Source organism: Thiohalorhabdus denitrificans (genome assembly GCF_001399755.1).
GTDB lineage: Bacteria > Pseudomonadota > Gammaproteobacteria > Thiohalorhabdales > Thiohalorhabdaceae > Thiohalorhabdus > Thiohalorhabdus denitrificans.
The window spans coordinates 438,189-461,741 of record NZ_LJCP01000010.1 but is presented as its reverse complement, the minus strand read 5'-3'; the positions used below and the strand labels follow the sequence as shown (position 1 = coordinate 461,741).

The 23,553-nt window shown below is 69.7% G+C and carries 24 protein-coding genes and 1 tRNA gene; 22 read left to right on the top strand and 3 right to left on the bottom strand.

All coding sequences use genetic code 11. The annotated features are described in order from the left end of the window. Window positions 1–1,638, top strand: a complete 1,638-nt coding sequence (locus AN478_RS08775) for an acetolactate synthase large subunit (RefSeq protein WP_054966234.1) — start codon at window positions 1–3, stop codon at window positions 1,636–1,638. Window positions 1,639–1,737: 99 nt separating this feature from the next. On the opposite strand, the gene AN478_RS08770 is transcribed toward AN478_RS08775, so the two are convergent. Next, window positions 1,738–1,824 (bottom strand) — tRNA-Leu (locus AN478_RS08770). A 123-nt stretch (window positions 1,825–1,947) separates the two neighbouring features. On the opposite strand from AN478_RS08770, the gene yajC reads away from it, so the two are divergent. The 3 genes from yajC to secF are packed head-to-tail and all read left to right on the top strand — an operon-like array spanning window position 1,948 to window position 5,064. Beyond that, a complete protein-coding gene (gene yajC / locus AN478_RS08765; protein WP_054966233.1) occupies window positions 1,948–2,286 on the top strand; it encodes a preprotein translocase subunit YajC in 339 nt (112 codons plus the stop codon). 9 nt (window positions 2,287–2,295) lie between these two features. Continuing rightward, the gene (secD, locus tag AN478_RS08760) at window positions 2,296–4,107 is read left to right on the top strand and encodes a protein translocase subunit SecD (RefSeq protein WP_054966232.1); all 1,812 of its coding nucleotides are present in this window, start codon (window positions 2,296–2,298) and stop codon (window positions 4,105–4,107) included. 3 nt (window positions 4,108–4,110) lie between these two features. Beyond that, a complete protein-coding gene (gene secF / locus AN478_RS08755) occupies window positions 4,111–5,064 on the top strand; it encodes a protein translocase subunit SecF (RefSeq protein WP_054966231.1) in 954 nt (317 codons plus the stop codon). Window positions 5,065–5,174: 110 nt separating this feature from the next. Here the strand turns inward: secF and AN478_RS08750 are convergent, their stop codons facing one another. Then, on the bottom strand, window positions 5,175–5,375 hold the full coding sequence (locus AN478_RS08750; RefSeq protein WP_054966230.1) for a DUF2905 domain-containing protein: 201 nt from the start codon (window positions 5,373–5,375) through the stop codon (window positions 5,175–5,177). A gap of 104 nt (window positions 5,376–5,479) precedes the next feature. Then, on the bottom strand, window positions 5,480–5,833 hold the full coding sequence (locus tag AN478_RS08745; RefSeq protein WP_054966229.1) for a 4a-hydroxytetrahydrobiopterin dehydratase: 354 nt from the start codon (window positions 5,831–5,833) through the stop codon (window positions 5,480–5,482). 138 nt (window positions 5,834–5,971) lie between these two features. On the opposite strand from AN478_RS08745, the gene AN478_RS08740 reads away from it, so the two are divergent. From AN478_RS08740 to AN478_RS08660, 18 genes are all read left to right on the top strand, one after another. Next, complete coding sequence (locus AN478_RS08740) at window positions 5,972–7,498, top strand: NAD(P)H-hydrate dehydratase (RefSeq protein ID WP_054966228.1); 1,527 nt, start codon at window positions 5,972–5,974, stop codon at window positions 7,496–7,498. Between the two features lie 12 nt (window positions 7,499–7,510). Continuing rightward, entirely contained in the window at window positions 7,511–7,969 is a 459-nt protein-coding gene (locus tag AN478_RS08735) for a CBS domain-containing protein (protein WP_054966227.1), read from the top strand. A gap of 5 nt (window positions 7,970–7,974) precedes the next feature. Further along, window positions 7,975–8,460 (top strand): tRNA (adenosine(37)-N6)-threonylcarbamoyltransferase complex ATPase subunit type 1 TsaE, encoded by a 486-nt coding sequence (gene tsaE, locus AN478_RS08730; protein ID WP_054966226.1) that lies wholly within the window; start codon window positions 7,975–7,977, stop codon window positions 8,458–8,460. 94 nt (window positions 8,461–8,554) lie between these two features. After that, a complete protein-coding gene (locus tag AN478_RS08725) occupies window positions 8,555–9,760 on the top strand; it encodes an N-acetylmuramoyl-L-alanine amidase (protein WP_176758716.1) in 1,206 nt (401 codons plus the stop codon). Between the two features lie 78 nt (window positions 9,761–9,838). Continuing rightward, window positions 9,839–11,671: a DNA mismatch repair endonuclease MutL gene (gene mutL / locus AN478_RS08720; RefSeq protein ID WP_054966224.1), complete on the top strand. Its 1,833-nt coding sequence runs from the start codon at window positions 9,839–9,841 to the stop codon at window positions 11,669–11,671. 3 nt (window positions 11,672–11,674) lie between these two features. Next, a complete protein-coding gene (gene miaA / locus AN478_RS08715; protein WP_231627366.1) occupies window positions 11,675–12,613 on the top strand; it encodes a tRNA (adenosine(37)-N6)-dimethylallyltransferase MiaA in 939 nt (312 codons plus the stop codon). A gap of 89 nt (window positions 12,614–12,702) precedes the next feature. Beyond that, window positions 12,703–13,953 (top strand): FtsH protease activity modulator HflK, encoded by a 1,251-nt coding sequence (hflK, locus tag AN478_RS08710; RefSeq protein WP_054966223.1) that lies wholly within the window; start codon window positions 12,703–12,705, stop codon window positions 13,951–13,953. Continuing rightward, on the top strand, window positions 13,950–14,819 hold the full coding sequence (hflC, locus tag AN478_RS08705) for a protease modulator HflC (RefSeq protein ID WP_054966222.1): 870 nt from the start codon (window positions 13,950–13,952) through the stop codon (window positions 14,817–14,819). The genes hflK and hflC overlap by 4 nt, the downstream gene beginning before the upstream one ends. Window positions 14,820–14,831: 12 nt before the next feature. Next, a complete protein-coding gene (locus AN478_RS13605; RefSeq protein ID WP_074471211.1) occupies window positions 14,832–15,026 on the top strand; it encodes a DUF2065 domain-containing protein in 195 nt (64 codons plus the stop codon). Between the two features lie 102 nt (window positions 15,027–15,128). Further along, window positions 15,129–16,850: a GspE/PulE family protein gene (locus tag AN478_RS08700; RefSeq protein WP_143004048.1), complete on the top strand. Its 1,722-nt coding sequence runs from the start codon at window positions 15,129–15,131 to the stop codon at window positions 16,848–16,850. After that, window positions 16,851–18,071: a type II secretion system F family protein gene (locus AN478_RS08695; protein WP_054966220.1), complete on the top strand. Its 1,221-nt coding sequence runs from the start codon at window positions 16,851–16,853 to the stop codon at window positions 18,069–18,071. Between the two features lies 1 nt (window position 18,072). After that, window positions 18,073–20,100 (top strand): O-antigen ligase family protein, encoded by a 2,028-nt coding sequence (locus AN478_RS08690; RefSeq protein WP_054966219.1) that lies wholly within the window; start codon window positions 18,073–18,075, stop codon window positions 20,098–20,100. Then, the gene (locus tag AN478_RS08685) at window positions 20,087–20,464 is read left to right on the top strand and encodes a hypothetical protein (RefSeq protein ID WP_054966218.1); all 378 of its coding nucleotides are present in this window, start codon (window positions 20,087–20,089) and stop codon (window positions 20,462–20,464) included. Before AN478_RS08690 ends, AN478_RS08685 begins: the two co-directional genes overlap by 14 nt. A 122-nt stretch (window positions 20,465–20,586) precedes the next feature. After that, entirely contained in the window at window positions 20,587–21,006 is a 420-nt protein-coding gene (locus AN478_RS14735; RefSeq protein ID WP_054966217.1) for a prepilin-type N-terminal cleavage/methylation domain-containing protein, read from the top strand. Between the two features lie 224 nt (window positions 21,007–21,230). Further along, window positions 21,231–21,719: a GspH/FimT family pseudopilin gene (locus tag AN478_RS08675; protein ID WP_176758717.1), complete on the top strand. Its 489-nt coding sequence runs from the start codon at window positions 21,231–21,233 to the stop codon at window positions 21,717–21,719. Next, on the top strand, window positions 21,703–22,272 hold the full coding sequence (locus AN478_RS14730; protein ID WP_054966215.1) for a type IV pilus modification PilV family protein: 570 nt from the start codon (window positions 21,703–21,705) through the stop codon (window positions 22,270–22,272). Before AN478_RS08675 ends, AN478_RS14730 begins: the two co-directional genes overlap by 17 nt. A 2-nt stretch (window positions 22,273–22,274) precedes the next feature. Beyond that, window positions 22,275–23,120 (top strand): prepilin-type N-terminal cleavage/methylation domain-containing protein, encoded by an 846-nt coding sequence (locus AN478_RS08665; protein WP_054966214.1) that lies wholly within the window; start codon window positions 22,275–22,277, stop codon window positions 23,118–23,120. Next, entirely contained in the window at window positions 23,110–23,550 is a 441-nt protein-coding gene (locus tag AN478_RS08660) for a pilus assembly PilX family protein (RefSeq protein WP_143004049.1), read from the top strand. Before AN478_RS08665 ends, AN478_RS08660 begins: the two co-directional genes overlap by 11 nt. The last annotated feature ends 3 nt before the right edge of the window (window positions 23,551–23,553 follow it).

Sequence of the window (23,553 nt, the reverse complement as noted above, 5' to 3'; positions counted from 1 at the left end):
ATGAACAGCGCCGAATGCCTGGTCACGTGTCTCGAGAACGAAAATACGCGCTTTGTCTTCGGCCTGCCGGGCGAGGAGACCCTGGCCCTCTACGAGGCCCTCCGGGAGAGTTCCATCCGGGTGGTCACCTGCCGGCACGAGCAGGGGGCGGCCTTCATGGCGGATGTCCACGGGCGCCTCACCGGGAAGCCGGGGGTCTGCATCTCCACCCTGGGGCCCGGGGCCACCAACCTGATCACCGGCGTGGCGGACGCGGACCTGGACCGGGCCCCCCTGGTGGCCATCACCGGCCAGGCCAGCCTCGACCGCACCCACAAGGAATCCCACCAGTACCTGGACCTGGTCTCCCTGTTCCGCCCCATCACCAAGTGGAACGCCCAGATCAAGCGGGGCGAGGTGGTGCCGGAGATGGTCCGCCACGCCTTCCGCGAGGCCGCCCTGGAGAAACCCGGGGCCACCCACCTGGACCTCCCCGAGGACGTGGCGGACGCGCCGGTGCGCGCCGATGCCACCCCGCTGTCCTCTCAGCCGCTGCCCCGGCCCGAGCCGCCCATGCAGGAGCTGGAGCAGGCCGCCGATTTCCTGTCCCGCAGCCGCAACGCCCTGATCCTGGCCGGCAACGGCGTGATCCGTGCGGGCGCCTCCGACGCCCTGCGCTACTTCGCCCGCAGCCTGAACATCCCGGTGGCGCATACCTTCATGGCCAAGGGCGTGTTCCCCTACAACGACCCCCTGGCCATCATGACCGCGGGCATCCAGGCGCGGGACTACGTGGCGTGCGGCTTCGAGGCCGCCGACGCCATCATCTGCGTGGGCTACGACGCCACCGAGTACGCCCCCAAGAGCTGGAACCCCAACCGCGAAAAGCCCATCCTGCACATCGCCCAGACGCCGGCGGAGCTGGATTCCCACTACACCACCGAGGTGGAGGTGGTGGGGGATCTGGAGAGCGCCCTGAACTACCTGGCGGAGGCGGTGGCCCCGCGCGCCGACAACATCATCCCCCAGCTCCACGATCCGGTGATGCGGGAGCTGCGCGCCCACAACGAGGACACCTCGGTGCCCTTCAAGCCCCAGCGGGTGCTGTGGGACCTGCACCGGGTGCTCGATCCCCGCGACATCGTGGTCTCCGACGTGGGGGCGCACAAGGTCTGGGTGGCGCGCATGTTCCCGTCCTCGGTCCCCAATACCTGCATCATCAGCAACGGCTTCGCCTCCATGGGCATCGCCCTGCCGGGCGCCATCGCCGCCAAGCTGACCCGCCCGGAGCGCCGGGTGGTGGCCGTGGCCGGGGACGGGGGCGCCCTGATGAACATCCAGGAGCTGGAGACGGCGGTGCGGCTGGGCACGCCGTTCGTGCTGCTGGTGTTCTCCGACGGCATGTACGGGCTGATCGAGTGGAAGCAACAGCGTCGCTACGGCCACTCCACGGAGGTGGGGTTCGGCAATCCGGACTGGGTGAAACTGGCGGAGAGCTTCGGGGCCCTGGGGGCGCGGGTCACCACTAGCGAGGAGCTGCGCCCCGCCCTGCAGTGGGCCGTGGACCAGGACCGGCCGGTGATCATGGAGGTACCCATCGACGCCCGGGAGAACCTCAAGCTCACCGAGCAGCTGGGCGACCTGGTCTGCCCGATCTAGCAGGGAATCCGCGTCGGTCCCCCGGGCGGCGGGGAAGTTCGGTCGCGGGAGGCGAAGAAGGACCCGCCCGGGGGCCCCGGGCGGAGGCGCTTCGGAAGATGGTACCGGGGGCCGGACTCGAACCGGCACGGGCCGAAGCCCAGCAGATTTTGAGTCTGCCGCGTCTACCAATTTCGCCACCCCGGCATGGGGACCGCATTCTAGCACCCCCTCAGCCTCCAGAGCCAGCCGGGCGCCAGGAAGGATTTGGAATCCGGGGCGTCGACCGCTACCATTGCCCGCTTGAGCGAACCAGCTAAGGAGTCGTCCATGGCGCAGACTTTCCAGTGGATCGGTACGGCCCACGCCCAGGCAGGCGGCGCCGCGGAGGGCCCCGGCTTCGTGGCCACCCTGGTGCCCCTGATCCTCATCTTCGTCATCTTCTACCTGCTGATCATCCGGCCGCAGAGCAAGCGGATGAAGCAGCACCGGGAGATGGTCCAGAACCTGGAGAAGGGCGACGAGGTGATCACCGGCGGCGGCTTCTACGGCCGTGTGGTGCGGGTCAACGACGACGCCGTAACCGTGGAGCTCGCCGAAGGGGTGCGGGTAAAGTCCCAGCGGGAGAGCATCCAGACCGTCCTGCCCAAAGGCACCCTCAAGGACTGACCGCCCGTCATGAACCGATATCCCCTCTGGAAGTACGCGGTAATCGCCGGCGCCATCCTGCTGGCGATCCTGTATGCCATCCCCACCTTCTTTGGCACCGACCCCGGCCTCCTGGTGAGCTCCACCCAGGGGCAGGCCCGGGATGTGGACCTGGAGGAGGTGAAGAGCGCCCTCGACGACTCCGGCGTGGAATACCGCGGCATCATGCGGCGGGACCGGGGCGTGGCGGTCCGGTTCGACGAGCGCGAGACGCGCGAGGAAGCCCGGGACATCCTCCAGACGCAGCTGGACAACCACGCGGTGGGGCCCATGCGTTTGTCCGCGGTGCCCGGTTGGCTCCAGGCCGTCGGCGGCAAGACCATGGCCCTCGGCCTGGACCTGCGCGGCGGGGTGCACCTCCTCATGGAGGTGGAGGTGGCCAAGGCCGTGGAGCGGGCCTACGAGCGCTATGTGGATGACCTGCGCACGGCCTTCCGCGAGGCGGAGGTCCGCTATCGCGACGTACAGCTGGTGGAATCGGCGAAGGACACCTACCTCCGGCTCAAGTTCGACAGCCCCGCCGAGGCCGAGAAGGCCCAGGATGTCGTCCAGAATCAGTACCGGGAGCTGAGCCTGTCCCCCAGCGAGCGCGGCGGGGAGTTCCTGCAGGCGCGGGTCACCCCCGAGGAGCGCAACCGGCTCCAGGAGTGGGCGCTGGAGCAGAGCATCACCACCATGCGCACCCGCGTGAACCAGCTCGGCGTTTCCGAGCCGGTGATCCAGCAGCAGGGCGAGGACCGGGTGGTGGTCCAGCTGCCCGGCATCCAGGACACCGCGCGCGCCAAGGAGGTGGTGGGCTCCACCGCCCAGCTCGAGTTCAAGCTGGTGGACGAGGAGCACAACCTGGAAAAGGCCCTCGAGGAGGGTCCCCCGCCCGGTTCCGACATCTACTACGGCCGCCAGGAGGGCCAGCCCTTCCTGCTGAAGAAGCGCACCGCCCTGTCCGGGGAGTTCATCACCGACGCCCGGGCCGGCTTCAGCCAGCGGAACAACCAGCCCTTGGTGCACGTGAGCTTCGATTCCCGCGGCGCCCGGCTGTTCGGCCGCCTCACCGGGGACAACGTGGGCCAGCGCATGGCCATCCTCCTGGACGAGGAGGTGATCACCGCCCCGGTGATCCAGGAGCGGATCGGGGGCGGCCGGGCCCAGATCACCGGCATGGAGAACCCCGAGGAGTCCCACGACGTGGCCCTGATGCTGCGGGCCGGGGCGCTGCCCGCGCCCGCTCACGTGGTGGAGGAGCGTACCGTGGGCCCGACCCTGGGCCAGGACTCCATCGAGCAGGGCTTCAATTCCATCGTCATCGGCTTCCTGCTGGTGGTGGCCTTCATGGCCGTGTACTACCGGCTGTTTGGCCTGGTGGCCAACGTGGCCCTGGTCCTCAACCTGGTGTTCATCGTGGCCGTCATGTCCCTGCTCCAGGCCACCCTGACCCTGCCCGGTATCGCCGGTATCGTGCTCACCGTTGGCATGGCCGTGGACGCCAATACCCTGATCTTCGAGCGCATCCGCGAGGAGGTGCGCGTGGGCAACACCCCCCACGCCGCCATCAACGCCGGCTACGGCAAGGCCCTGTCCACCATCGCTGACGCCAACATCACCACCCTGATCGCGGCCCTGGTGCTGTTCCAGTTCGGCAGCGGCCCGGTGAAGGGCTTCGCCGTTACTTTGTCGGTGGGCATCCTCACCTCCATGTTCACCGCCATCATGGTGACCCGGGCCATCATCAATCTTTCCGTGGGCCGCCGTCGGCTCGCGCGGCTATCCATCGGGGAGGGCTGAGCCATGCACCTGGTACCCCAGGACACCCATTTCCCCTTCCTTGGGCATCGCCGCAAGGCCTTCGCCTTCTCCATCCTGCTCCTGCTGGTGGCTATGGGCAGCCTCCTGACGAAGGGGCTGAACTTCGGCATCGACTTCACCGGCGGCACCCTGGTGGAGGTGGGCTACAGCCAGGAGATCTCGGTGGCGGAGGTGCGCGAGGACCTGCACGCGACCGGGATCGACCGGGTCATCGTGCAGACCTTCGGGGCCCCCGAGGACATCCTGGTGCGGGTACCCACCACCCAGGGCCGGGATTCGGCCACGGTCTCCAACGAGGTCCTCGAGGCCCTGCGTACCGGGGCCCCCGAGGGGGTCTCGGTGGAAATGCGCCGGGTGGAATTCGTAGGCCCGCAGGTGGGGGAGGAGCTGACCCAGCAGGGCCTCATGGCCTTGCTCTACGCCCTGATCGGCATCCTGATCTACGTGGCCTGGCGTTTCGAGCTGCGTTTCGCCGTGGGCAGCGTGGCCGCCCTGCTGCATGATGTCCTGATCACTCTGGGGGTGTTCTCCCTCACCGGTCTGGAGTTTGATCTGCCCGTGGTGGCGGCGGTGCTGGCGGTGATCGGCTACAGCCTCAATGACACCATCGTGGTGTTCGACCGGATCCGCGAGAACTTGCGCAAGATGCGCAAGGCGGGGACCGAGGAGGTGATGAACGCCAGCGTCAACCAGACCCTCGCCCGGACGGTGGTCACCTCCTCGACCACCCTGCTGGTGCTGCTCAGTCTGTTCTTCCTGGGCGGTCCCGTGATCCACGGCTTCGCCACCGCCCTGATTACTGGCGTGCTGATCGGCACCTATTCCTCCGTCTTCGTCGGCGCCCCGCTCGCGCTGGTCCTCGGGGTGACCCGGAGCGACATGATGAGCCGCAAGCCCAGCGAGGAACCGGAGGCCGGAGAGGTGCACGGTCCCTGAGCCGTTCCCCGCCCGTGTCCTATTGGGCCGTCCCTCCGGGGGCGGCCTTTTTTTACTCCGTGCTCGGAATTCCTCGTCAGCCCCCGCCGTCCACCGGTGTTTGGGGTGTTCTATTTCCGGAACAGCCAGATCACCAGACTGACCAGCAGGCTGATGAGGATGGAGGTGGTGAGGGGGAAGTAGAAGTGGAAGTTGTCCCGCTGGATGACGATGTCCCCCGGAAGGCGGCCCAGCCCCGCCTTCTGGAGCAGGGGCCAGAGCAGGCCCGCGGCGATAAGGACGACACCGAGGACGATCAGGATCCGCGACATCCGGCTCCGCTCCTTGCCAGGGTGGGGAAATACGAAGATGGGGCCGGAGGAGGCGCTTGGCAAGGCCGGGTTGGAGCCGGATGGGCGTGGGGAGCGGGCCGGACTCAGGAGCGCAGGGCGTCGATCTTGGCGGCGAGGATGAAGTCGTTCTCGGAGAGGCCGCCGATGGCGTGGGTGGTCAGGCGGACCACCACCTTGCCGTAGCCCACTTCCAGGTCCGGGTGGTGGCTCTCCTCCTCCGCGACGTCCTTGATGCGGTTGACGAAGTCCACCGCCTCCACGAAGTTCTTGAGCTTGAAGCCTTTCTTGAGCTGCCGCTCGTCCGCGGTTACGGTCCAGGGGGTCTTCTGGGCCTCGGCAGAGGCGTTGAGCTCCTGGAGCAGGGACTGGGCCTCCTCGCCGGAGAGGGGAGGGGTGCCGCCCTCGCAAGGGGCGCAGCGTTTATCGGTCAGTTCCATGGGATCGGCTCCGTTGGGGTTGGCCGGCCGGGCGTACCGCCGGGATCCGTTATATCCTGGAACAGGTACCATTGGCCCAGAGGCGGGTCAAACCGGGCCCCTTCGCCGGCCCGGTGCCCAGCAGGCGAGGTATGGCGCATGGAAGATCGTCTCTACACCGCTGAGGAGGTCCGCCGTCTGGACCGGGCGGCCATGGACGCCGGCATCCCGGGCCTGGTGCTCATGGAGCGGGCCGGGGAGGGGGTCGTGGACGCCATCGACACCCGCTGGCCGCGGATTGGCGAGCTCCGCGTGGTGGTCCTGGCCGGGGGCGGCAACAACGGCGGTGACGGCTACGTGGTGGCGCGCCGGCTCCGCGAGCGGGGATGCCGGGTGGACCTGATCGCCGCCTCGGACCCCGACCGTTTGCAGGGGGATGCGGCCCAGGCCGCCCGGCGCTGGCGGGAGGAGGGCGGCGAGGTACTGCCGGCCTCCGCCTCCCCGGCAGGGTACGATCTGGTGGTGGACGCTCTGCTGGGTACCGGCCTGGATCGGGAGGTCCGTCCGCCCTACCGCGAGCTCATCGAGGCGGCAAACGCGGACACGGCCCCGGTGGTGGCCGTGGACATTCCCTCCGGGCTCCATTCCGATACCGGGCAGGTTCTGGGGGTGGCTGCCGCGGCCGAGCTGACGGTTACCTTCGTCGGCCTGAAGCGGGGCCTGTTCACCGCCGAGGGGCCCGGGACCGCCGGGGAAGTGCGCTTCGAAGGGCTGGGCATTCCCGAGGGGATCCGTTCCGCCCGGCCCGCCGCGGGCCGTCGCCTGGTCGCCGCGGCCCTACGGCTCGAGGCGCGGCGCGGGAACGCCCACAAGGGCGATTTCGGCCGCGTGGTGGTGGCCGGTGGGGCGACCGGGACCACCGGCGCCGCGGTCATGGCCGCCTGGTCGGCCCTGCGGGGCGGAGCCGGGTGGGTGGTATGCTGCCTTCCGCGGGAGGCCTCCGCGCAGGCGACCGCCAGTCGCCCCGAGCTGATGACCGCGGCGTGGGATTCGGACACGGGGTTGCCCGAGGCGGCCACCGCGCGGTCCGGGGTCCTGGCGGTGGGGCCGGGGATGGGGCGCTCCGCCCAGGCCCTCACCCTGCTGGAAGACGCCCTGGCCCAACCCGTACCCGTTGTCGTGGACGCCGACGGCCTGAACCTGCTGGCGGAGCACCCGCATCTGGTCGAGGCCGCGGCCTGCCGGGACGCCCCGACGGTGCTCACCCCCCACCCCGGGGAGGCCGCGCGGCTCCTCGGGACGGAGCCCGGCCGCGTCCAGGCGGATCGCTTCGAGGCCGCCCAGCGGATCGCGGAACGCTACGATGCCGTGTGCTGCCTGAAGGGCGCGGGTTCCGTTGTCCGCGCCCCGGATGGCCGCTACGCGGTGAATCCCACCGGCAATCCGGGGATGGCCATGGCCGGCCAGGGGGACGTTTTGACCGGGATCGTGGCGGCCCGCCTGGCTGCGGACCGGGGCGATGCTTTCCAGGCGTCCTGCCGCGCCGTCTGGGCCCACGGACGGGCGGCCGACCGGGTTGCCGAGGAGCGTGGGCCCTTCGGATACACCGCCACGGAATGTGCCGACGCGCTGCCCGGGGTCTGGGCGGAGCTTGTCCCTGCACCCCGCGCAGCGGCCAACAACTAGAACGGAGCAAGCATGCCCAAAGCACGCGAGATCATGACCCCGGACCCGGTAACCGTTACCGAGGACACCGGAGTCCAGGAGGTGGCCGAGCTGCTACTGGAGACGCAGCACCACGGCGTCCCGGTGGTGGATGAAGACAACCGCCTGGTGGGCCTGGTCACCGATTCGGACCTGGTGGACAGCAACAAGCGCATCCATCTGCCCACCATGATCACCATCCTGGACACCCTGATCCCCATCTCGGGGGTCAAACAGTACGAGGAGGACTTGCGCAAGGCCACCGCCACCACCGCCGGGGACCTGTGCACCCGGGACGTGGACTACGTGACCCCCGAGGCCGATCTCTCGGAGGTAGCCACCCTGTTGTCCGAGCACCACATCCACATCGTTCCCGTACTCGATGAGGACCAGAAGCTCCTCGGGATCGTCACCAACACCGACATCATCCGGGCGCTCAGCCAGCGGGGATAGCGTCCTTGGAAGCGGAGCGCCGCATCGAGGGGGAACGGGTCCAGGAGGGGCTGGGGGAGCATCTGGCCGCCTCCCTGCGCCCGGGCATGGTCATCCACCTGCGCGGGGAGATCGGAGCGGGCAAGACCACCCTCGTGCGCGGACTGCTGCGCGGACTGGGGGTCGAGGGCCCCATCAAGAGTCCCACCTATACGCTGGTGGAACCGTACAAAGGGTATGCCGGACCCATTTACCATTTTGATCTGTATCGGCTGTCCGACCCTGAAGAGTTGCAATTTTTTGGGGCCGAGGAGTACTTTTGCCCGAGATGCATTTGTATTTTGGAATGGGCGGAACGGGCCGGGGGTGTCCTGCCCCCTCCGGACGCAATTATTGAAACCAGCTACCTGGATGCCGAGGGCCGGAGGATCCGGTTGAAGGCGGGATCCGAGGCTGGACGCTCCCTGGTGGAGGCTTTCACCGGCTATGGCGGGGATACCGATGCGGATTAAGATTCCGGGCCGTTTCCTGGGGATGGCCCTTATAATGGTAATTCTTTTCCCGTGGTCCCTTGCCGCTAGCGGAAATACCGTAAGGGATATCCGGATGTGGACGGCCCCGGACCACACCCGGGTGGTCCTGGATCTGGACGGCCAGGTGGACCATCGCCTCTTCCGCCTCAAGGACCCTGCCCGGGTGGTGGTGGACCTGGAAGGGGTGGAGAGCCGGGCCGACCCCGAGGATCTGGAGCTCCCCGACCCCGTCCTGGAAGCCGTGCGCACCGGCTATCCGGAAAGCGGCACTTTCCGGGTGGTGATGGACCTGCGGCAGGACGTCAAGCCCAAGACCTTCCAGCTCAAACCCCACGGCCGGCACGGACACCGTCTGGTGATCGACCTCTACCGTGAGGAGGGGGGCGATCGCCCGGTGGCCGAGGCCCGCGAGCGCACCGGTGCGGACGAGGTGCTGGTGGCCGTGGACGCCGGGCACGGCGGCGAGGATCCCGGGGCCATCGGCCCCGGTGGGGTGCAGGAGAAGGACGTGGTGCTCGAGCTCGCCAAGCGGGTGGCGCGGGAGCTTGACAGGAAGCCGGGTGTCCGGACTTTCCTGATCCGGGACGGAGACTATTTCGTGGAGCTGGAAGAGCGGACGAAGATGGCCCGGGAGGCCAACGCGGACCTGTTCCTGTCCGTCCACGCGGACGCCTTCCACACCCCCAATGCCCGGGGGGCCTCCGTGTACGCCCTGTCGCGCAAAGGGGCCACCGACGAGGCGGCGGCCTGGCTGGCGCGCAGCGAGAACAAGGCGGACCTGGCTGGGGGGGTGGATTTGGGGAAGGTGGACGAGGTGGTGGCCTCGGTACTCCTCGACCTGTCGCAGACGGCCACCATCAGCGACAGCCTGGCGTTGGGAAGCGGCATCCTTGATCAGTTGGAGAGCTTCACCCGGCTGCACAGCGATGAGGTGAGCCAGGCCCCGTTCCGGGTCCTGAAGTCCCCGGACATCCCGTCCATCCTCATCGAGGCTGGCTTCATCTCCAACCGGGAGGAGGCGCGGCGCCTCCAGAGCGACCAGTACCAGAACCGCATCGCCCGGGCGGTCGCCAACGGCAGCGCCCGCTTCCTGAAGGAACGGGGCATGCAGCCGATGATCGCCAGCGGGAATGGCTCCGCCATCGAATACACCGTGCAGGAGGGGGACACCCTCTGGTCCATCGCCGAGCGCCACCAGACGAGCGTTTCCACCATCAAGAAGGCCAACGACCTCCAGGGCTCCACGCTCCTGGTGGGGAAGGTGCTGGAGATTCCCTGAGGGGTTAGAATGGCGCCCCGGAAGGGGCGCCGCCCCGCAACCACACGGTCTCCGGACCCCTGCCCCGAACGACCCGTTATGTCCATACGCCAGTTGCCCGAGCACCTTGCCAATCAGATCGCTGCCGGGGAGGTCGTGGAGCGCCCCGCCTCCGTGGTCAAGGAGCTGGTGGAGAACAGCCTGGACGCGGGGGCCGACCGCATCGCCATCGAGGTGGAGCAGGGCGGCGGGAAGCTGATCCGGGTGCGGGACAACGGGCAGGGCATGGACCCCGAGGAGGCCCCGCGCGCCCTGGCTCCTCACGCTACGAGCAAGCTCCGGGACGTCGCCGACCTGAGCCGGATCGCCACCCTCGGCTTCCGGGGGGAGGCGCTGCCGAGCATCGCCTCCGTGTCGCGTCTAACGCTCACCACCCGCGAGGCCGGCGGGGAGGAGGGCGTGAAGGTGGCTCCTGGTGCGGACGGGCTGGAGGTGGTCCCCTCGGCCCATCCGCCGGGCACCACCGTGGAGGTCCGGGACCTGTTCCACAACACCCCCGCCCGGCGCAAGTTCCTGCGCACCGAGAAGACCGAGCTCAGCCACGTGGTGGAGGCGGTGCGCCGGGCTGCCCTGGGCACCATGGACACGGCCTTCATCCTGTCCCACAACGGCCGCAGCCACTTCCAGCTGCCGGCGGTGGAGACCTGGGAGGACGCCGAGCGCCGGGTGGGGCGCCTGCTGGGGGACCAGTTCGCCGAGAACGCGGTGCACCTGGTGCAGGACAGTGGCGACGGCCTGCGACTGTCGGGCTGGGTCATACTCCCCACCGCCGCCCGGGGCCAGCGGGACCAGCAGTACTTCTTCGTGAACCGGCGCCCGGTGCGGGACCGGTTGTTGGGTCATGCCGTGGCGGAGGCCTACCGGGACGTGCTCTACCAGGACCGCCACCCCGCCTACGCCTTGTTCCTGGAGGTGGATCCCGCGGAAGTGGACGTCAACGTCCACCCCACCAAGCACGAGGTGCGCTTCTCCGACGGCCGGCGGATCCATGCCTTCATCCGCCACGCGGTGGAGGAGGCCCTGGGGGCGGTTCGCCCGGGGGAGCCCGCGGCCCGCCGGGAGCAGGCCGAAAGGGCGCCCGCGCCGGGGTCCGCAGGCGGCCCCGGCGGGCGGCCGGATGGCTCGGGTTCCCCTCCGGCGGGGGGCCAGGCGCGTCTCGGCCTGCGCGAGGCCTCCGCCGCCTACGCGGAGCTCTACGGGTCCGCAGCCCTGGCGCCCGCCGTCGAGGAAGCGGAGGCCGGGCCCGGGGAGGGGCCGGAATCCCCCGGGAGCGCGGATGAGGGTGGTGCCCCGGCCCTCGGCCACGCGCTGGCCCAGATCCACGGGGCCTTCATCCTCGCCCAGACCGAGGACGGGGTGGTGCTGGTGGACCAGCATGCCGCCCACGAGCGGATCACCTACGAGCGCCTGAAGCGGGCCTACCAGGAGGAAGGGGTGGAGCGCCAGGCGCTGCTGGTGCCGGTTGCCGTCAATCTCGCCGAACGGCAAATGGTCCTCCTGGAGGAGGAGGCCGGGACCCTGGAGCGCCTTGGCTTCCAGGTGGACCCCGCCGGACCGCGCCGCGCCCTGATCCGGGAGGCACCGGCCATGCTCGCGGAGGCCGACCTGGGGCTCCTCCTGGAACGGACGCTGGACACCCTGGCCCGGTACGGCTCCGGGGCCCCCGTGGCCGAGGCGGCCAACGAGGTGCTGGCGGAGATGGGCTGCCACGGCTCCGTGCGGGTCAACCGGCGCCTCACCCGGGAGGAGATGGACGCGCTCCTGCGGGACCTGGAGCGCACCGAGCGGGGCGGACAGTGCAACCATGGCCGGCCCACCTACGTACACCTGTCCATGCAGGCCCTGGACCGCTTTTTCCTGCGCGGGGAGTAGCTGGTGGGGGAGCGCTGCGCGCTGTTCCTCATGGGGCCCACCGCCACCGGCAAGACCGATCTGGCCCTGGCGATCGCCGACGAATTCCCGGTGGCCCTGATCAATGCCGACTCCGCCCAGGTGTATCGGGGCATGGACGTGGGCACCGCCAAGCCCTCCCCGGAGGTGCGCGCCCGGTATCCGCACGCCCTGATGGATTTCCGCGATCCGGCCGAGCCCTTCTCGGCGGGGGGCTATGCGCGGGCCGCGCGCCGGGAGGCGGAGGCATGCCTGGCCCGGGGCCGGGTGCCGCTGCTCGTGGGCGGGACGGGATTGTACTTCCGCGCCTTCGCCGAAGGGCTGGCGGAGCTGCCAACCGCGGACCGGGAGCTGCGGGACCGGCTGCGGGGGGAGGCCGAGCGCGAGGGGTGGGCCGCCCTGCACGAGCGCCTGCGGCGCCTGGATCCGCAGGCCGCGGCGCGGATCCATCCCCGCGACGGCCAGCGCGTCCTGCGCGCCCTGGAGGTCTGCGAGGCCACGGGAAGACCCCTTTCGGAGCTCCAGCAGGAGGAAGGCCTGCCTCCCGCGGATTTCCCTATCCTGCGCCTGGCCCTGTGGCTGCCCCGGAAGGAGCTGTGGCGGCGTATCGAGGCGCGCTTCCGTGCCATGCTGGAGCAGGGGCTCGAGGAGGAGGTCCGCGCCCTGGTGGAGGCCGGTGTGGATCCGGACTCGCCAGCCCTGCGCTCCGTGGGCTATCGGCAGGTGCGGGAATGCCTGGAGGGGCGGCGGAGCCGCGAGGAGCTCCTGGAGGCGGGCGTGGTGGCCACCCGGCGGCTGGCCAAGCGTCAGCTTACTTGGCTGCGGCGCGAGCCGGGGGTGGAATGGTACCGCCCCGAGGAGCGGGAGGCGGTGCTGGAGCGGGTGCGGGAGTTTCTTCGTCCTCTGGGCTGGACAGGCCGGTGAGAAGGCTTGTCCTGTGCCTTTTTCCCCCCTAAACTGCCCGATTCTACGGTAACTGCAATGCACTTGATGGCCACTTCAGGAGGGTGAACGTGGCATGGAATGAGCCCGGCGGCCCCAACAAGGGAAACGACAAGAACCCCTGGGGGCAATGGGGCGGGGGCGGCAGCGGTGGCGGCGGCCAGCAGCCCCCCGACCTCGATGAGATTATCCGCAAGCTCAAGGCCAAGTTCGGCGGCTCCTCCGGAGGTGGCGGGGGTGGAATCCTCGGCGGCGGTGGGCCCGGCTTCAGCGGTCGTGGCATCGCCATCGTGGTCGGCATCGCCCTGCTGTTGTGGTTGGCCAGCGGCATCTATGTTGTGAACCCCGCCGAGCAGGGCGTGGTGAAGCGGTTCGGCAAGCACACCATTACTACCGAGCCGGGCCTCCACTATCACCTGCCGTGGCCCATCGAATCCGTCCATACGCCCAAGGTCACCCAGGTTCGCCGCATCGAGGTGGGCTTCCGGGACCGGCCCGGCCGGCAGGACTCCATGCACGTTCCCAAGGAAGCCCTGATGCTCACCGGGGACGAGGCCATCGTGGACCTGCAGTTCGCCGTGCAGTACCACATCTCCGATGCCGCCAAGTACCTCTTCGAGGTCAGCGACCCCGACGGCACTGTGCGCTCCGCGGCGGAGACGGCCATCCGCGAGGTGGTGGGGCAGCGGCCCATCGACGACGTCCTGACCCAGGCCCGGGCCGAGGTCGCCCAGCAGACCCAGGAGCTGATGCAGTCCATCCTCAACCACTACAACACCGGCCTGCAGGTGGACGACCTCGCCCTGCAGAGCGCCCAGGCGCCTGATCCGGTGCGGCCGGCCTTCCGTGACGTGATCAGCGCCCGGGAGGACCGCACCCGGGCCGTGAACGAGGCTCAGGCCTACGCCAACGACATCCTCCCTCGGGCCCGTGGTCAGGCCGAGCGGATTCTCCAGGAGGCCGAGGGCTACCGGGCCCGTATCGTGAACGCCGCCCAGGGCAGCGCCTCCCGCTTCCGGGACGTCTTCGAGGAGTACCAGAACGCCCCCGAGGTCACCAGCCAGCGCCTGTACCTGGAGACCATGGAGCGGGTCCTGGAGCGTAACGAGAAGGTGATGGTGGACATCCCCGAATCCGGCAACCTCCTCTACCTGCCCATCCAGGAGGTGCTGAAGCAGCGCCAGGGCGACTCCGGCAAGGCCCAGAACGGCCAGGACCAGCAGGCTTCCGGGCAGGACGAGGGGCAGGCGGGACGCACCGAACGGGTCCGGCAGCAGTTTGAACGACGTCTCGAGCGTATCCAGGAGGGAGAGAGCCGATGAACCGCATAGTCGGAATCGCCATCGCCGTGGTCCTGGTACTCGGGGCCATCACGGCGGCCTTCTCCCTCTTCACCGTGGACGAGACCGAGTCCGCGGTGGTGCTGCAGTTCGGCGAACCGCGGGCCTCCGTGACCGAGCCCGGGCTGAACATCAAGCGGCCCTTCGTCCAGAACGTGAAGTACTTCGACGCACGCGTGCTGGACTTTGACGACGAGGCGCGGACCTACGTCACCAGCGACAAGAAGAACCTCATCATCGATTCCTACGCCAAGTGGCGGATTCGGGATCCGCTGCGGTTCTACATCAGCGTGACGAACCAGATGACCGCCCGCAGCCGCCTGGGCGATCTGATCCGCTCCCAGCTGCGCGAGGAGATCGGCCGGCGGAACCTCCAGCAGACGGTATCCGGGGAGCGCCGGCAGGTGATGGAGAACCTCACCAGGGTGGTGAGCCAACAGGCGGAAAAGATGGGTATCGAGGTTCTGGACATCCGCATCAAGCGGACCGACCTGCCGGAGGAGAACGAGCAGGCCGTCTACGACCGGATGATCAGCGAGCGCGAGCGCGAGGCCCGCGAGTACCGGGCCGAGGGCGCCGAGCAGGCCGAGGAGGTGATGGCCAAGGCGGACCGGGAGCGCGAGGAGATCCTCGCCGAGGCCCGGCGCAAGGCGGAGGAGGTCAAGGGTCAGGCGGACGCCGAGGCCACGGAGATCTACAACTCCGCCTACACCCTGTCGCCGGAGTTCTTCGCCCTCTACCGTTCCCTGCAGAGCTACGAGAAGGCCTTCGACGGTGGCGAGCTGATGCTGCTCAGTCCGGAATCGGAGTTCTTCCGCTACTTCCAGAAGTCGGAGGCGACGGAATAAGAAGCCCGCACCGTGTGGCAGGAGCTGCTGTCTGCGATTGCGCTGGTGATGATCCTGGAGGGACTGCCGTACTTCATCAGTCCCTCCGCCATGCGCCAGGCGCTGGCCCGGATCTTTACCCTGCCGGACCACGTCCTGCGGAGCGCCGGGCTGACCTTCATGGTCCTCGGCGTGCTCCTGCTGTTCCTGGTGCGCCGGTTGCTGTAGCCGCGCGTTCGCATTCTTCGACGTAAGCCACTAGCCTTCGGGACGGGGGGATCCGATGGGGCTTCCATGGGCACCACCATCCGGCTTTGAGGGCGCATCCCCGTGGCGAAGCTCAAGAAAATCCGTCTGGGCGACCTCCTGGTCAAGTACGGGGTCATCTCCGAGGCCCAGCTCGGCGAAGCCCTGCGTATCCAGCAGGAAAGCGGCAAGAAGCTCGGCAAAATCCTGGTCGAACGGGGCCTGATCACCGAGCAGCGGCTGCTCGAGTTCCTTGCCGACCAGCTGGACGTGGAGCTTGTCGACCTCGCCCAGTACCGGGTGGACCCGGACGCCGCCCATTCCCTCTCCGAATCCCAGGCCCGCAGGTTCCGGGCTCTTCCCCTCAAGCGAAAACCGAACGGCACCTACCAGGTGGCCATGGCCGACCCCACCAACGTCATGGCGGTGGACCGCCTTGAGCACCTTCTCGGTGCGGAGGTGGAGCCGGCGGTGGCGTCGGAGTCGGCCCTCCTGCGGGCGCTGGATCGGGTGTTCACCCGGAGCCACCAGATGAGCTCCCTCGCCGACGAAATCGGCGCGGAGCTCGGGGAGGAATCCCAGCGCGGTCTCCCCGAGGTGGAGCCGGGCTCCGAGGACGCCCCGGTGGCCCGCCTCATCAATGCCCTGTTTACCCAGGCCGTGCAGATGGGCAGCTCCGACATCCATGTAGAGCCCGACGAGGACGCCCTACTGGTCCGCTGCCGGATCGACGGTGTGCTGCAGGAGCGGATGCGGACCGATCGGCAGGTGGCCGAGGCGGTGGTCTCGCGGCTCAAGCTGATGGCCGAGCTCGACATCGCCGAGCGCCGCCTCCCCCAGGACGGGCGCTTTCGGATCACGGTAGGTGGGCATCGCCTTGATGTGCGGCTGTCCACCATGCCCATCCAGAACGGCGAGGCCGCCGTGATGCGCCTCCTTGACCAGTCCGCGGGCCTCATCGGGCTGGAGGAGCTGGGCATGGAGGAAGAGGTCCGCCGGCGGTTCGAGCACCTCGTGCGGATTCCCCACGGCATGGTGCTGGTGACCGGGCCCACCGGCTCCGGCAAGACCACCACCCTCTATGCCGCCCTGAACCGGATCAACGACACCGGCCAGAAGATCATCACGGTGGAGGATCCGGTGGAGTACCAGCTGCCCCTGGTCAGCCAGGTGCAGGTGAATCCCCGCATCGACCTTACCTTCGCCCGCGTCCTGCGCTCCATCCTGCGCCAGGACCCGGACACCGTCATGGTGGGCGAGATCCGCGACCAGGAGACGGGCAGCATCGCCATCCGTGCCGCCCTGACCGGCCACCTCGTGTTCTCCACGCTCCACACCAACGACGCACCCGGCACCGTCACCCGCCTGATCGACATGGGCCTGGAGCCCTTCCTGGTGGCCTCCAGCCTCCGCGGTGTGGTGGCCCAGCGGCTGGTGCGCCGCATCTGCCCCAGCTGCCGGGTGGAGGACCGGCCCTCCGCGGCCGTCCTCCAGGGGTTGGGCCTGGATCCACGGGAGGCCGAGGGCACCATTTTCTACCGCGGGGAGGGCTGCGTGGAGTGCAACAACACCGGCTTCCGGGGTCGGGTGGGGATCTACGAGCTGATGGAGGTGGACGGGCCGGTGCGGGAGGCCATCAGCCGCAACGATCGCGGGGCGGTGGAGTGCGCCCTGGAGGGCCAGGAGGCCCACCGCACCCTGCGCGAATCGGGCCTGGCGAAGGTCAGAGCCGGCGTCACCAGCCTGGAGGAGGTGCTGCGGGTCACCGCCGAGGACCAGGAATACGCCCACCTGGGAACGCCCTGAATGCCTACCTTCCGCTACCGGGCCCAGGACGCCCAGGGCCAGACCGTCATCGGCACCCTGGAGGCCGAGTCCTCTCGGGACGCTGCGGACCGTCTGTCGGCGGACAACGCCGTGCCCCTGGAGATCGTGAAGGCCCGGGGCGGGGAGGGGGCGGACGGGGCGGCGCTGCGCAACCGTCTGCTTTCCCGTAAGGTTCCCCTGGAGGCGCTCATCCTCTTCAGCCGCCAGATGGCCACCCTGCTCCGGGCTGGGGTGCCCCTGCTGCGGGCGCTGGCTGGCCAGGTGGAATCGGTGCCCAATCCGCGCCTGGGCGAGGTCCTGCAAGGGGTACGTGAGACCGTGGAGGCCGGCCGCACCCTGGCCGACGGCCTGGAGCAATATCCCGACGTCTTCCCCGAGCTCTTCGTCCACATGGTCCGGGTGGGCGAGGCGAGCGGCGAGCTCGCGGAGGCCTTCGAGCGCCTCGCCGGCTACCTGGAGCACGAGAAGGACACCCGCGACCGCGCCAAGCAGGCTTTGCGCTATCCGGCCATGGTGGTGGTGGCCATCGCGGTCGCCATGGTGATCCTCAACGTGGTGGTCATCCCCAAGTTCGTGGGCCTGTTCGCCGACCTGGACACCGAGCTGCCCCTGCCCACCCGGCTATTGATCGGCTTCTCCGACTTCACCCGCAGCCAAGGCTGGCTGGTGGCCCTGCTTGCCATCGCCGGCCTCCTCGCCTTCCGCCGCTACATCGCCACGGAGGGGGGGCGACGGCGCTGGGACCGCTGGAAGCTGCGCCTGCCGGTGGTGGGGGACATCCTCTACAAGCTGGCCATGGCCCGTTTCACGCGCACCTTCGCCACCACCGCCGCGTCCGGGGTGCCGGTGGTGGAGGGGCTCACCGTCGCCGGCCGCGCCGTGGGCAACCGCTACGTGGAGGAGCACGTGGCGTCCATGCGGGCGGGGGTGGAGCGGGGCGACTCCCTGCACCGCGCCGCCCGGAGGGAGGAGCTGTTCCCCCTGACGGTGCTGCAGATGATCGAGGTGGGGGAGGAGGCCGGGGCCGTGGACGAGATGATGGACCGGGTGGCCGACTACCACGAGCGCGAGGCGGACCTGCGCATCGACACCCTGTCGAGCCTGATCGAGCCGGTGCTCATTGCCGTCATTGGCGCCATGGTCCTGGTGCTGGCCCTGGGGGTATTCCTGCCCATGTGGGACATGGCGCGGGCCGTCTAGCATGGCGGGAGCCGGGTACGCAGCAGGCGCCGGGGAGGAAAGGGCGAGGGATGCGGGACGCCTGGAGGGCCGCGGTGTCCTGACCCTAACCCTGCTGGCCGCCGCCTTCGGCACCGGCCTGTTCTTCAACGGGCTGCACATCCCCCTCCTCGCCGCCACCGGGATCCTGCTGGCCTTCTGCCTGGCCCTGGCCCTGGGCCCGGGCATCCACGCCGGCTGGCGGGTTCCGCGCTCGCCCGCCGCTGGGTGCCTGGTGACGTGGTGGGTCTTTCTGGCGGTCAGCCTGGCGTGGTCCACCGTGGTCTACACCAGCAGCCTCTACTACTGGTGGTTGAGCGCCCTGCCGCTGACCTTCTTTACTCTGGTGCTGGCGCCGCGTCCGGAGGTCTGGACCCGGGCGGCTCTGGGCGGTTTCTTCGTGGCCGCCGGGCTCCTGGCCCTGTGGGCCCTGGTCCAGTTCTTCGCCCTCCCCGAGGTCTACGGCTACCGGGCCCACCATCCCCTGATCAACCCCAACAACCTGGCCGGGCTGTTCAATCTGGCCCTGCTGCCGGTGGTGGCCGGCTACCTGCGCACGGCCGGGCGCCGCCGCGCCGGCTGGCTGCTGGCCGGGGCGTTGCTGCTGCTCGCCGGGGTCATCGCCACCCAGAGCCGGGGTGCCTACCTGGGGGCCGGCCTGGGGCTGGCGGTGCTGCTGGCGGTCTCCCGGGGGGCGCCGGGGGCGACCTGGCCGCGGCTGGTGGCCCTGGCCCTGGGCGGCGGAGCGGTCTTCGCCTTCATGAACGGCTGGGCGGGTGGGGTGGTGGGTCAGCGTCTGGAGACCCTGGGGGCGGTGGGGGCGCAGACCAGCCTCCTGACCCGGTTCGCTATCTGGGAGGGGACCTGGCACATGGTCCTCGACCGGCCCTGGCTGGGCACCGGGCTGGGCACCTTCTTCCTCTACTACCCCCGCTACCGCCTGCCGGAGGACAGCGGATCGGGCGGCTTCTACGCCCACATGGACCCGCTGCAGCTCTGGACGGAAGTGGGGGTCGCCGGACCTGCGCTGTTCTACCTGTTCCTGATCGCGGTGCTCGTGCAGACGGTGCGGGCGGTCCGTGCCGAGGGTGTCGGGCCAACCGGGCGCCTGCGGATCCTCGGCCCCTTCGCCGGCCTGCTGGCGGTGGCGGTGCACACCCACGCGACCTTCCACCTCTACATCCTGCCCATCCTCATCGGCGCCGGCGTGGTCCTGGCCGCCTGGCAGCTGCGCTGCGAGGCGGCGCTGGGCCGGGAGCGGGCGGCCGTGGCCCTGCCGCGCCGGGCCCATCCGCGGGTCTGGGCCGCCATCCTGGCGGGGGGGGTGGCCCTCGTGGGTATGAACCTGGGCGCGGCCGCCGCCGGGGATCGGCTGATCCGCTGGGGCAAGGCGGCGGTGGAGGCGGGCGAAACCGGGGAAGCACTGCGCTACTTCCGCTACGCCCGGGCGATCATCCCCAACAGCGACACCCCCTGGGCCCTGGGTGCCGAGATCCGGGTGGCCGCCCTGGGGGCCCCGGAAAGCGGGCTGGACGTCGGCCAGCGCCGGGCCATCTACCGCGAGGCCCACCACCTGCTCGATCGCGCCCAACGGCGCAACCCGGCCCGGGCGGAGCTGGACCGGCTTCGTGCCCGGCTCTATCAAGTGGCCCCCGAGGCCATGGAGGACGCGCCCCGGCAGCGGGCCGCGGCCGCCTTGGAACGCGCGCTGGCCAAGGACCCGCGGCTCTTCGGGGCCCGTCTGGCGCTGGCGGACCACCATCAACGGTCCGGGCGCCTCGAGGCGGCCCGGACCGTGCTGGAGGAGGGGCTGCCGTGGCGGTACCCGGGCACGCAAGGGGCGCAGCTCCTCCTGCGCAGCGCGGAGCTGCGGGAGCGCACCGGCGATCCCGCCGGCGCCCTGGCTCTGACCCGGTCGGCCCTGGCGCGGGTGCCGGAAGGGTCCGGGGAGGCCCGGTCCGCCCTCCGCACGCGCATCCGGGACATGGAGGACGGGCTTGGAGCGCCTTGACGTCCGGCCCCACCGCGCCCGGGCCCTGGAATGGGCGCTGGTGCTGCTCTTTATCCTCATCATGAGCGGCGTGGTCCTGGACCGCTACGAGGCCCTGGAGGAGCGCGGCCTGGCCACGGTGGCCCAGCACGAGCACCGCCTCCTTGAGCTGCGCGTCCAGCTTCACCGCTACCGGCACGGGGAGTGGCCCGGGAGCCTGCGCGAGGTGCTGGGCGAGGACCCCCGGGACATCATCGGTGGCGCCCTCGATCCCCGGCGGGACACCCTGGTGGACGACCGGGGCCGGGTGCTGGACCCCTTCGGCCGCCCCTACCGCTACGACCCGGACAGCGGCGAGCTGGCCCCGCCCCGGGATCTTGAATAACCCCGCAAGGTTTGACGTCTTTTGACAAACGCGTTTTAATCTGTCCGCAATTCGAAGTGTTCTACGGGACGGCGGGGGGGCGATCCCGTTCCAAAGCGACGCGCAAAAGGAGCGGAGAGCCCATGCAGAAGGGACAAGGGGGTTTTACCCTCATCGAGGTGGTGGTGGTGATCGTGATCCTGGGCATTCTGGCCGCCGTGGCCCTGCCCCGGTTCGTGGACCTCACCGACGAGGCCAATCAGGCGGCCTATCAGGGGGTGGAATCCAGCCTGCAGGGAGGCCTGTCTTTGGCCCACAGCAAGTGGTTGGCCCAGGGGCAAAGTGGCGATGTGACCATGGGATCCGAAACTATTACCATGAATAGTAGTGGATGGCCCACCGATGGTTCCAACCTTTTAAACACCCTTCAGAGCAACCCTGCGGACAATTCCAACTGGACTGATGCGGGATGGGGGAGTGATGGGGATCCACTCCTGGATTTCAGCCCGGGTAGTAGCTCGATCTACTACAACGCCACGGCCGGAACTATCAGTTCTGACTGAATTGATGGAGCTGTAATCTTGCCTGTGACGGTGGGGGGAGTTTCGGCTCCCCCTATTTCGTTTGTGGAATGGATTTCCTGCTATGGGGATCCTTGCCAACCTTTTTCCTGGAATATGAGCAGCCTTGGTTGGCGGGTAGGGATTCCATCGGCCCCCTGGTAGAAGGCGCCTGGGCGGTCTTCTTCTATCTTTTGACTTGACTGAAAATGGGCCATATCCCGGGCATGATCCCCCGAAACCAACGCGGCTTCACCCTGGTGGAGATGGCGGCCGTCCTGGTGGTCCTCGGCGTGCTGGCGGCGGTTCTGCTGCCGCGGATGCCGGGGGTAGGGGGCTTCCAGGTGCGGGCCGGTGGTGACCGGCTGGTGTCCGGCCTGCGCTACGCCCAGCAGCAGGCCATGTCCCGTGCCCGCTACGTCCGGGTCTCGCCCGGGGACCCCGGGTCGGGGGCCTTCCGTATAGGGCGGTGCGCGAGCGGGGCGCAGCGGCCCGCCGACTGCGCCTGGGAGCCGCTGCCGCCCCCCGGCGGAAACGGCGCGCATTGGACCCTGGGCCCGGGCTTGGCCTTCGGCGCCGCGGACACGGTGTACTTCGACCCCCTGGGCCGCAGCGTGGACGGTGATGGCGCGGTGGTCGACCGGGGGCTGTCGGCGGGCGGGGGCCGGGTGTCGGTCACGGTCCTCGGCGAGACCGGCCATGTCCGGGATGGCTAGGCCGGAGGCGGGGCTGACGCTGGTGGAGCTGGTGGTGGCCATGGTGGTCATCGCCGTGGGCGCCACCGCCGTCCTTCTGCTGCTCGGCCAGGGCTTCCGCTCCAGCCCCGATCCCCAGCTGCGCATCAAGGCCGTGGAGCTGGGGCAGTCCTACATGGAGGAGGCCTTTACCAAGGCCTGGGACGAGGCCACGCCCCCCGGCGGAGGCTGCGTGGACGCCGGCGACACCGCCTGCTCCGGCGGCCCGGCGGCGGTCTGTCCCGGTTCCTGCGGCCGCGACGGCGGGGAGGACCGCGGCACGGAGAACGACGTGGACGATTTCCACGGCCTCGCAGAAGGGACGGCGTGTGGCCACGCCGCGCCGCTGCGCGACGCCTCCGGGAACGAGCGCCCCGGCCGCTACGCCGGCTATTGCGTGGAGATCGCTGTGGCCGTGGGGGTAGGTTCGGAGCTGCCGGACGTCCGGCCCGACGACGCCAAGCGCATCGACGTGACCGTCACCGACCCGCGCGGCCTTTCCACCACCTTCTCCACCTACCGCCTGAACTTCTAGCCATGCTCCCCGCGCGCCATACCGACTCCCGCGGCTTCACCCTGGTGGAGCTGGTGGTGGTCGTGGTGCTGGTGGGGATCCTGGGCTACGTGGGGGCCAGCCTCCTCGGCGGCATGGTGCGGGGCTATACGGACGCCGAGGCTCGCCAGGATCTGGCGGGAAGCGGGCGGGTGGCCGTGGAGCGTGCGGTCCGCGAGCTGCGTCGGGGGGTTCCGGGCTCTTACCGCTGCGACGACGGCGCCTGCGACGGGGCGGCGCGCATGAGCTTCCTGGCCGCCAGCGCGGGGGGGCGCTACGTGGCCACCGGACCCGCCGCCTCCCGGCTGCAGGTCCGCCGGGACGGCGACACCTTCACGGCCTTCGGCCTGGAGGGCCTGGGGCCGGACTGGCAGTTGGTGGTGTACCCCTTGGACGGCGACGATCTCCACACCGGGGCGGGGCAGGGACCCCGCTCCCGGATCGCTGCGGTGGACGACCGCTCCTCCGGCGAGACCATCGAGCATCGCCTCACCCTGGACGGCTCCGATTCCTTCCCGCGCCATTCGCCCGCCCGCCGGGTCTACGCCGTGGACCGGCAGGTCACCCTGTGCTGCGCCCCCGCGGAGGGGGAGCTGCGGCTGGCGGTGTCCGGACCCCTGGGAGGGATGGACGGGCTGGACTCCCCCACCGACCATTGCGCCGCCCACGGCGTGGTGCTCGCCGAGGGGGTGGCCGAGTGCCGCTTCACCCACAAGCCGGCCACCCCGACCCGCAGCGCCCTGGTGCGCCTCTATCTGGCCCTGGAGCATCCCGGCTCCGGGGAGACGCTGGATTTCCTCCAGGAGGTGCAGGTCCGCAATGCGCCCTGACTGCCGAAACGAGCGAGGAGTGGGCCTGATCGCCGCCATCTTCGTCATCGTGGTGCTGGCCATGCTGGGCACGGCCCTGCTGCGTCTGGTGACCACCGAGCAGCGGGCCGTGTCCCGGGAGATGGCCTCCATCCAGGCCCTGCACGCGGCGGAATCGGCGGGGCAGTGGGGGCTGTATCAGGCCCTGGCCCGGGGCCGGTCGGACCTTGGCCCCGAGGGCGACCTGCTGGCCGGGGCCGCGGGCGGCCTGTCCCCCTGTGGCCCCACGCGCATCGGCGGCAACGATCCCAATGGGCTGGAGCGCTTCGGGACGGTAACCGCGCCGGGTGGCGAGGTGGCGCTCTTTCGCATGGAGGTGGTGGGCGAATGCCATCCGGGGGATGCCGACATGCTGACTCGGCGGCGGCTGGAGGTGCGCTTCCAAGAATGAAGC

Excerpts from the sequence above, each read along its gene's own strand:
- AN478_RS08775 (WP_054966234.1), top strand. The coding sequence starts at position 1 with ATGAACAGCGCCGAATGCCTGGTCACGTGTCTCGAGAACGAAAATACG.
- yajC (WP_054966233.1), top strand. The coding sequence starts at position 1,948 with ATGGCGCAGACTTTCCAGTGGATCGGTACGGCCCACGCCCAGGCAGGC.
- secD (WP_054966232.1), top strand. The coding sequence starts at position 2,296 with ATGAACCGATATCCCCTCTGGAAGTACGCGGTAATCGCCGGCGCCATC.
- secF (WP_054966231.1), top strand. The coding sequence starts at position 4,111 with ATGCACCTGGTACCCCAGGACACCCATTTCCCCTTCCTTGGGCATCGC.
- AN478_RS08750 (WP_054966230.1), bottom strand. The coding sequence starts at position 5,375 with ATGTCGCGGATCCTGATCGTCCTCGGTGTCGTCCTTATCGCCGCGGGC.
- AN478_RS08745 (WP_054966229.1), bottom strand. The coding sequence starts at position 5,833 with ATGGAACTGACCGATAAACGCTGCGCCCCTTGCGAGGGCGGCACCCCT.
- AN478_RS08740 (WP_054966228.1), top strand. The coding sequence starts at position 5,972 with ATGGAAGATCGTCTCTACACCGCTGAGGAGGTCCGCCGTCTGGACCGG.
- AN478_RS08735 (WP_054966227.1), top strand. The coding sequence starts at position 7,511 with ATGCCCAAAGCACGCGAGATCATGACCCCGGACCCGGTAACCGTTACC.
- AN478_RS08725 (WP_176758716.1), top strand. The coding sequence starts at position 8,555 with ATGTGGACGGCCCCGGACCACACCCGGGTGGTCCTGGATCTGGACGGC.
- mutL (WP_054966224.1), top strand. The coding sequence starts at position 9,839 with ATGTCCATACGCCAGTTGCCCGAGCACCTTGCCAATCAGATCGCTGCC.
- hflC (WP_054966222.1), top strand. The coding sequence starts at position 13,950 with ATGAACCGCATAGTCGGAATCGCCATCGCCGTGGTCCTGGTACTCGGG.
- AN478_RS08695 (WP_054966220.1), top strand. The coding sequence starts at position 16,851 with ATGCCTACCTTCCGCTACCGGGCCCAGGACGCCCAGGGCCAGACCGTC.
- AN478_RS08690 (WP_054966219.1), top strand. The coding sequence starts at position 18,073 with ATGGCGGGAGCCGGGTACGCAGCAGGCGCCGGGGAGGAAAGGGCGAGG.
- AN478_RS14735 (WP_054966217.1), top strand. The coding sequence starts at position 20,587 with ATGCAGAAGGGACAAGGGGGTTTTACCCTCATCGAGGTGGTGGTGGTG.
- AN478_RS08675 (WP_176758717.1), top strand. The coding sequence starts at position 21,231 with ATGATCCCCCGAAACCAACGCGGCTTCACCCTGGTGGAGATGGCGGCC.
- AN478_RS14730 (WP_054966215.1), top strand. The coding sequence starts at position 21,703 with ATGTCCGGGATGGCTAGGCCGGAGGCGGGGCTGACGCTGGTGGAGCTG.
- AN478_RS08665 (WP_054966214.1), top strand. The coding sequence starts at position 22,275 with ATGCTCCCCGCGCGCCATACCGACTCCCGCGGCTTCACCCTGGTGGAG.
- AN478_RS08660 (WP_143004049.1), top strand. The coding sequence starts at position 23,110 with ATGCGCCCTGACTGCCGAAACGAGCGAGGAGTGGGCCTGATCGCCGCC.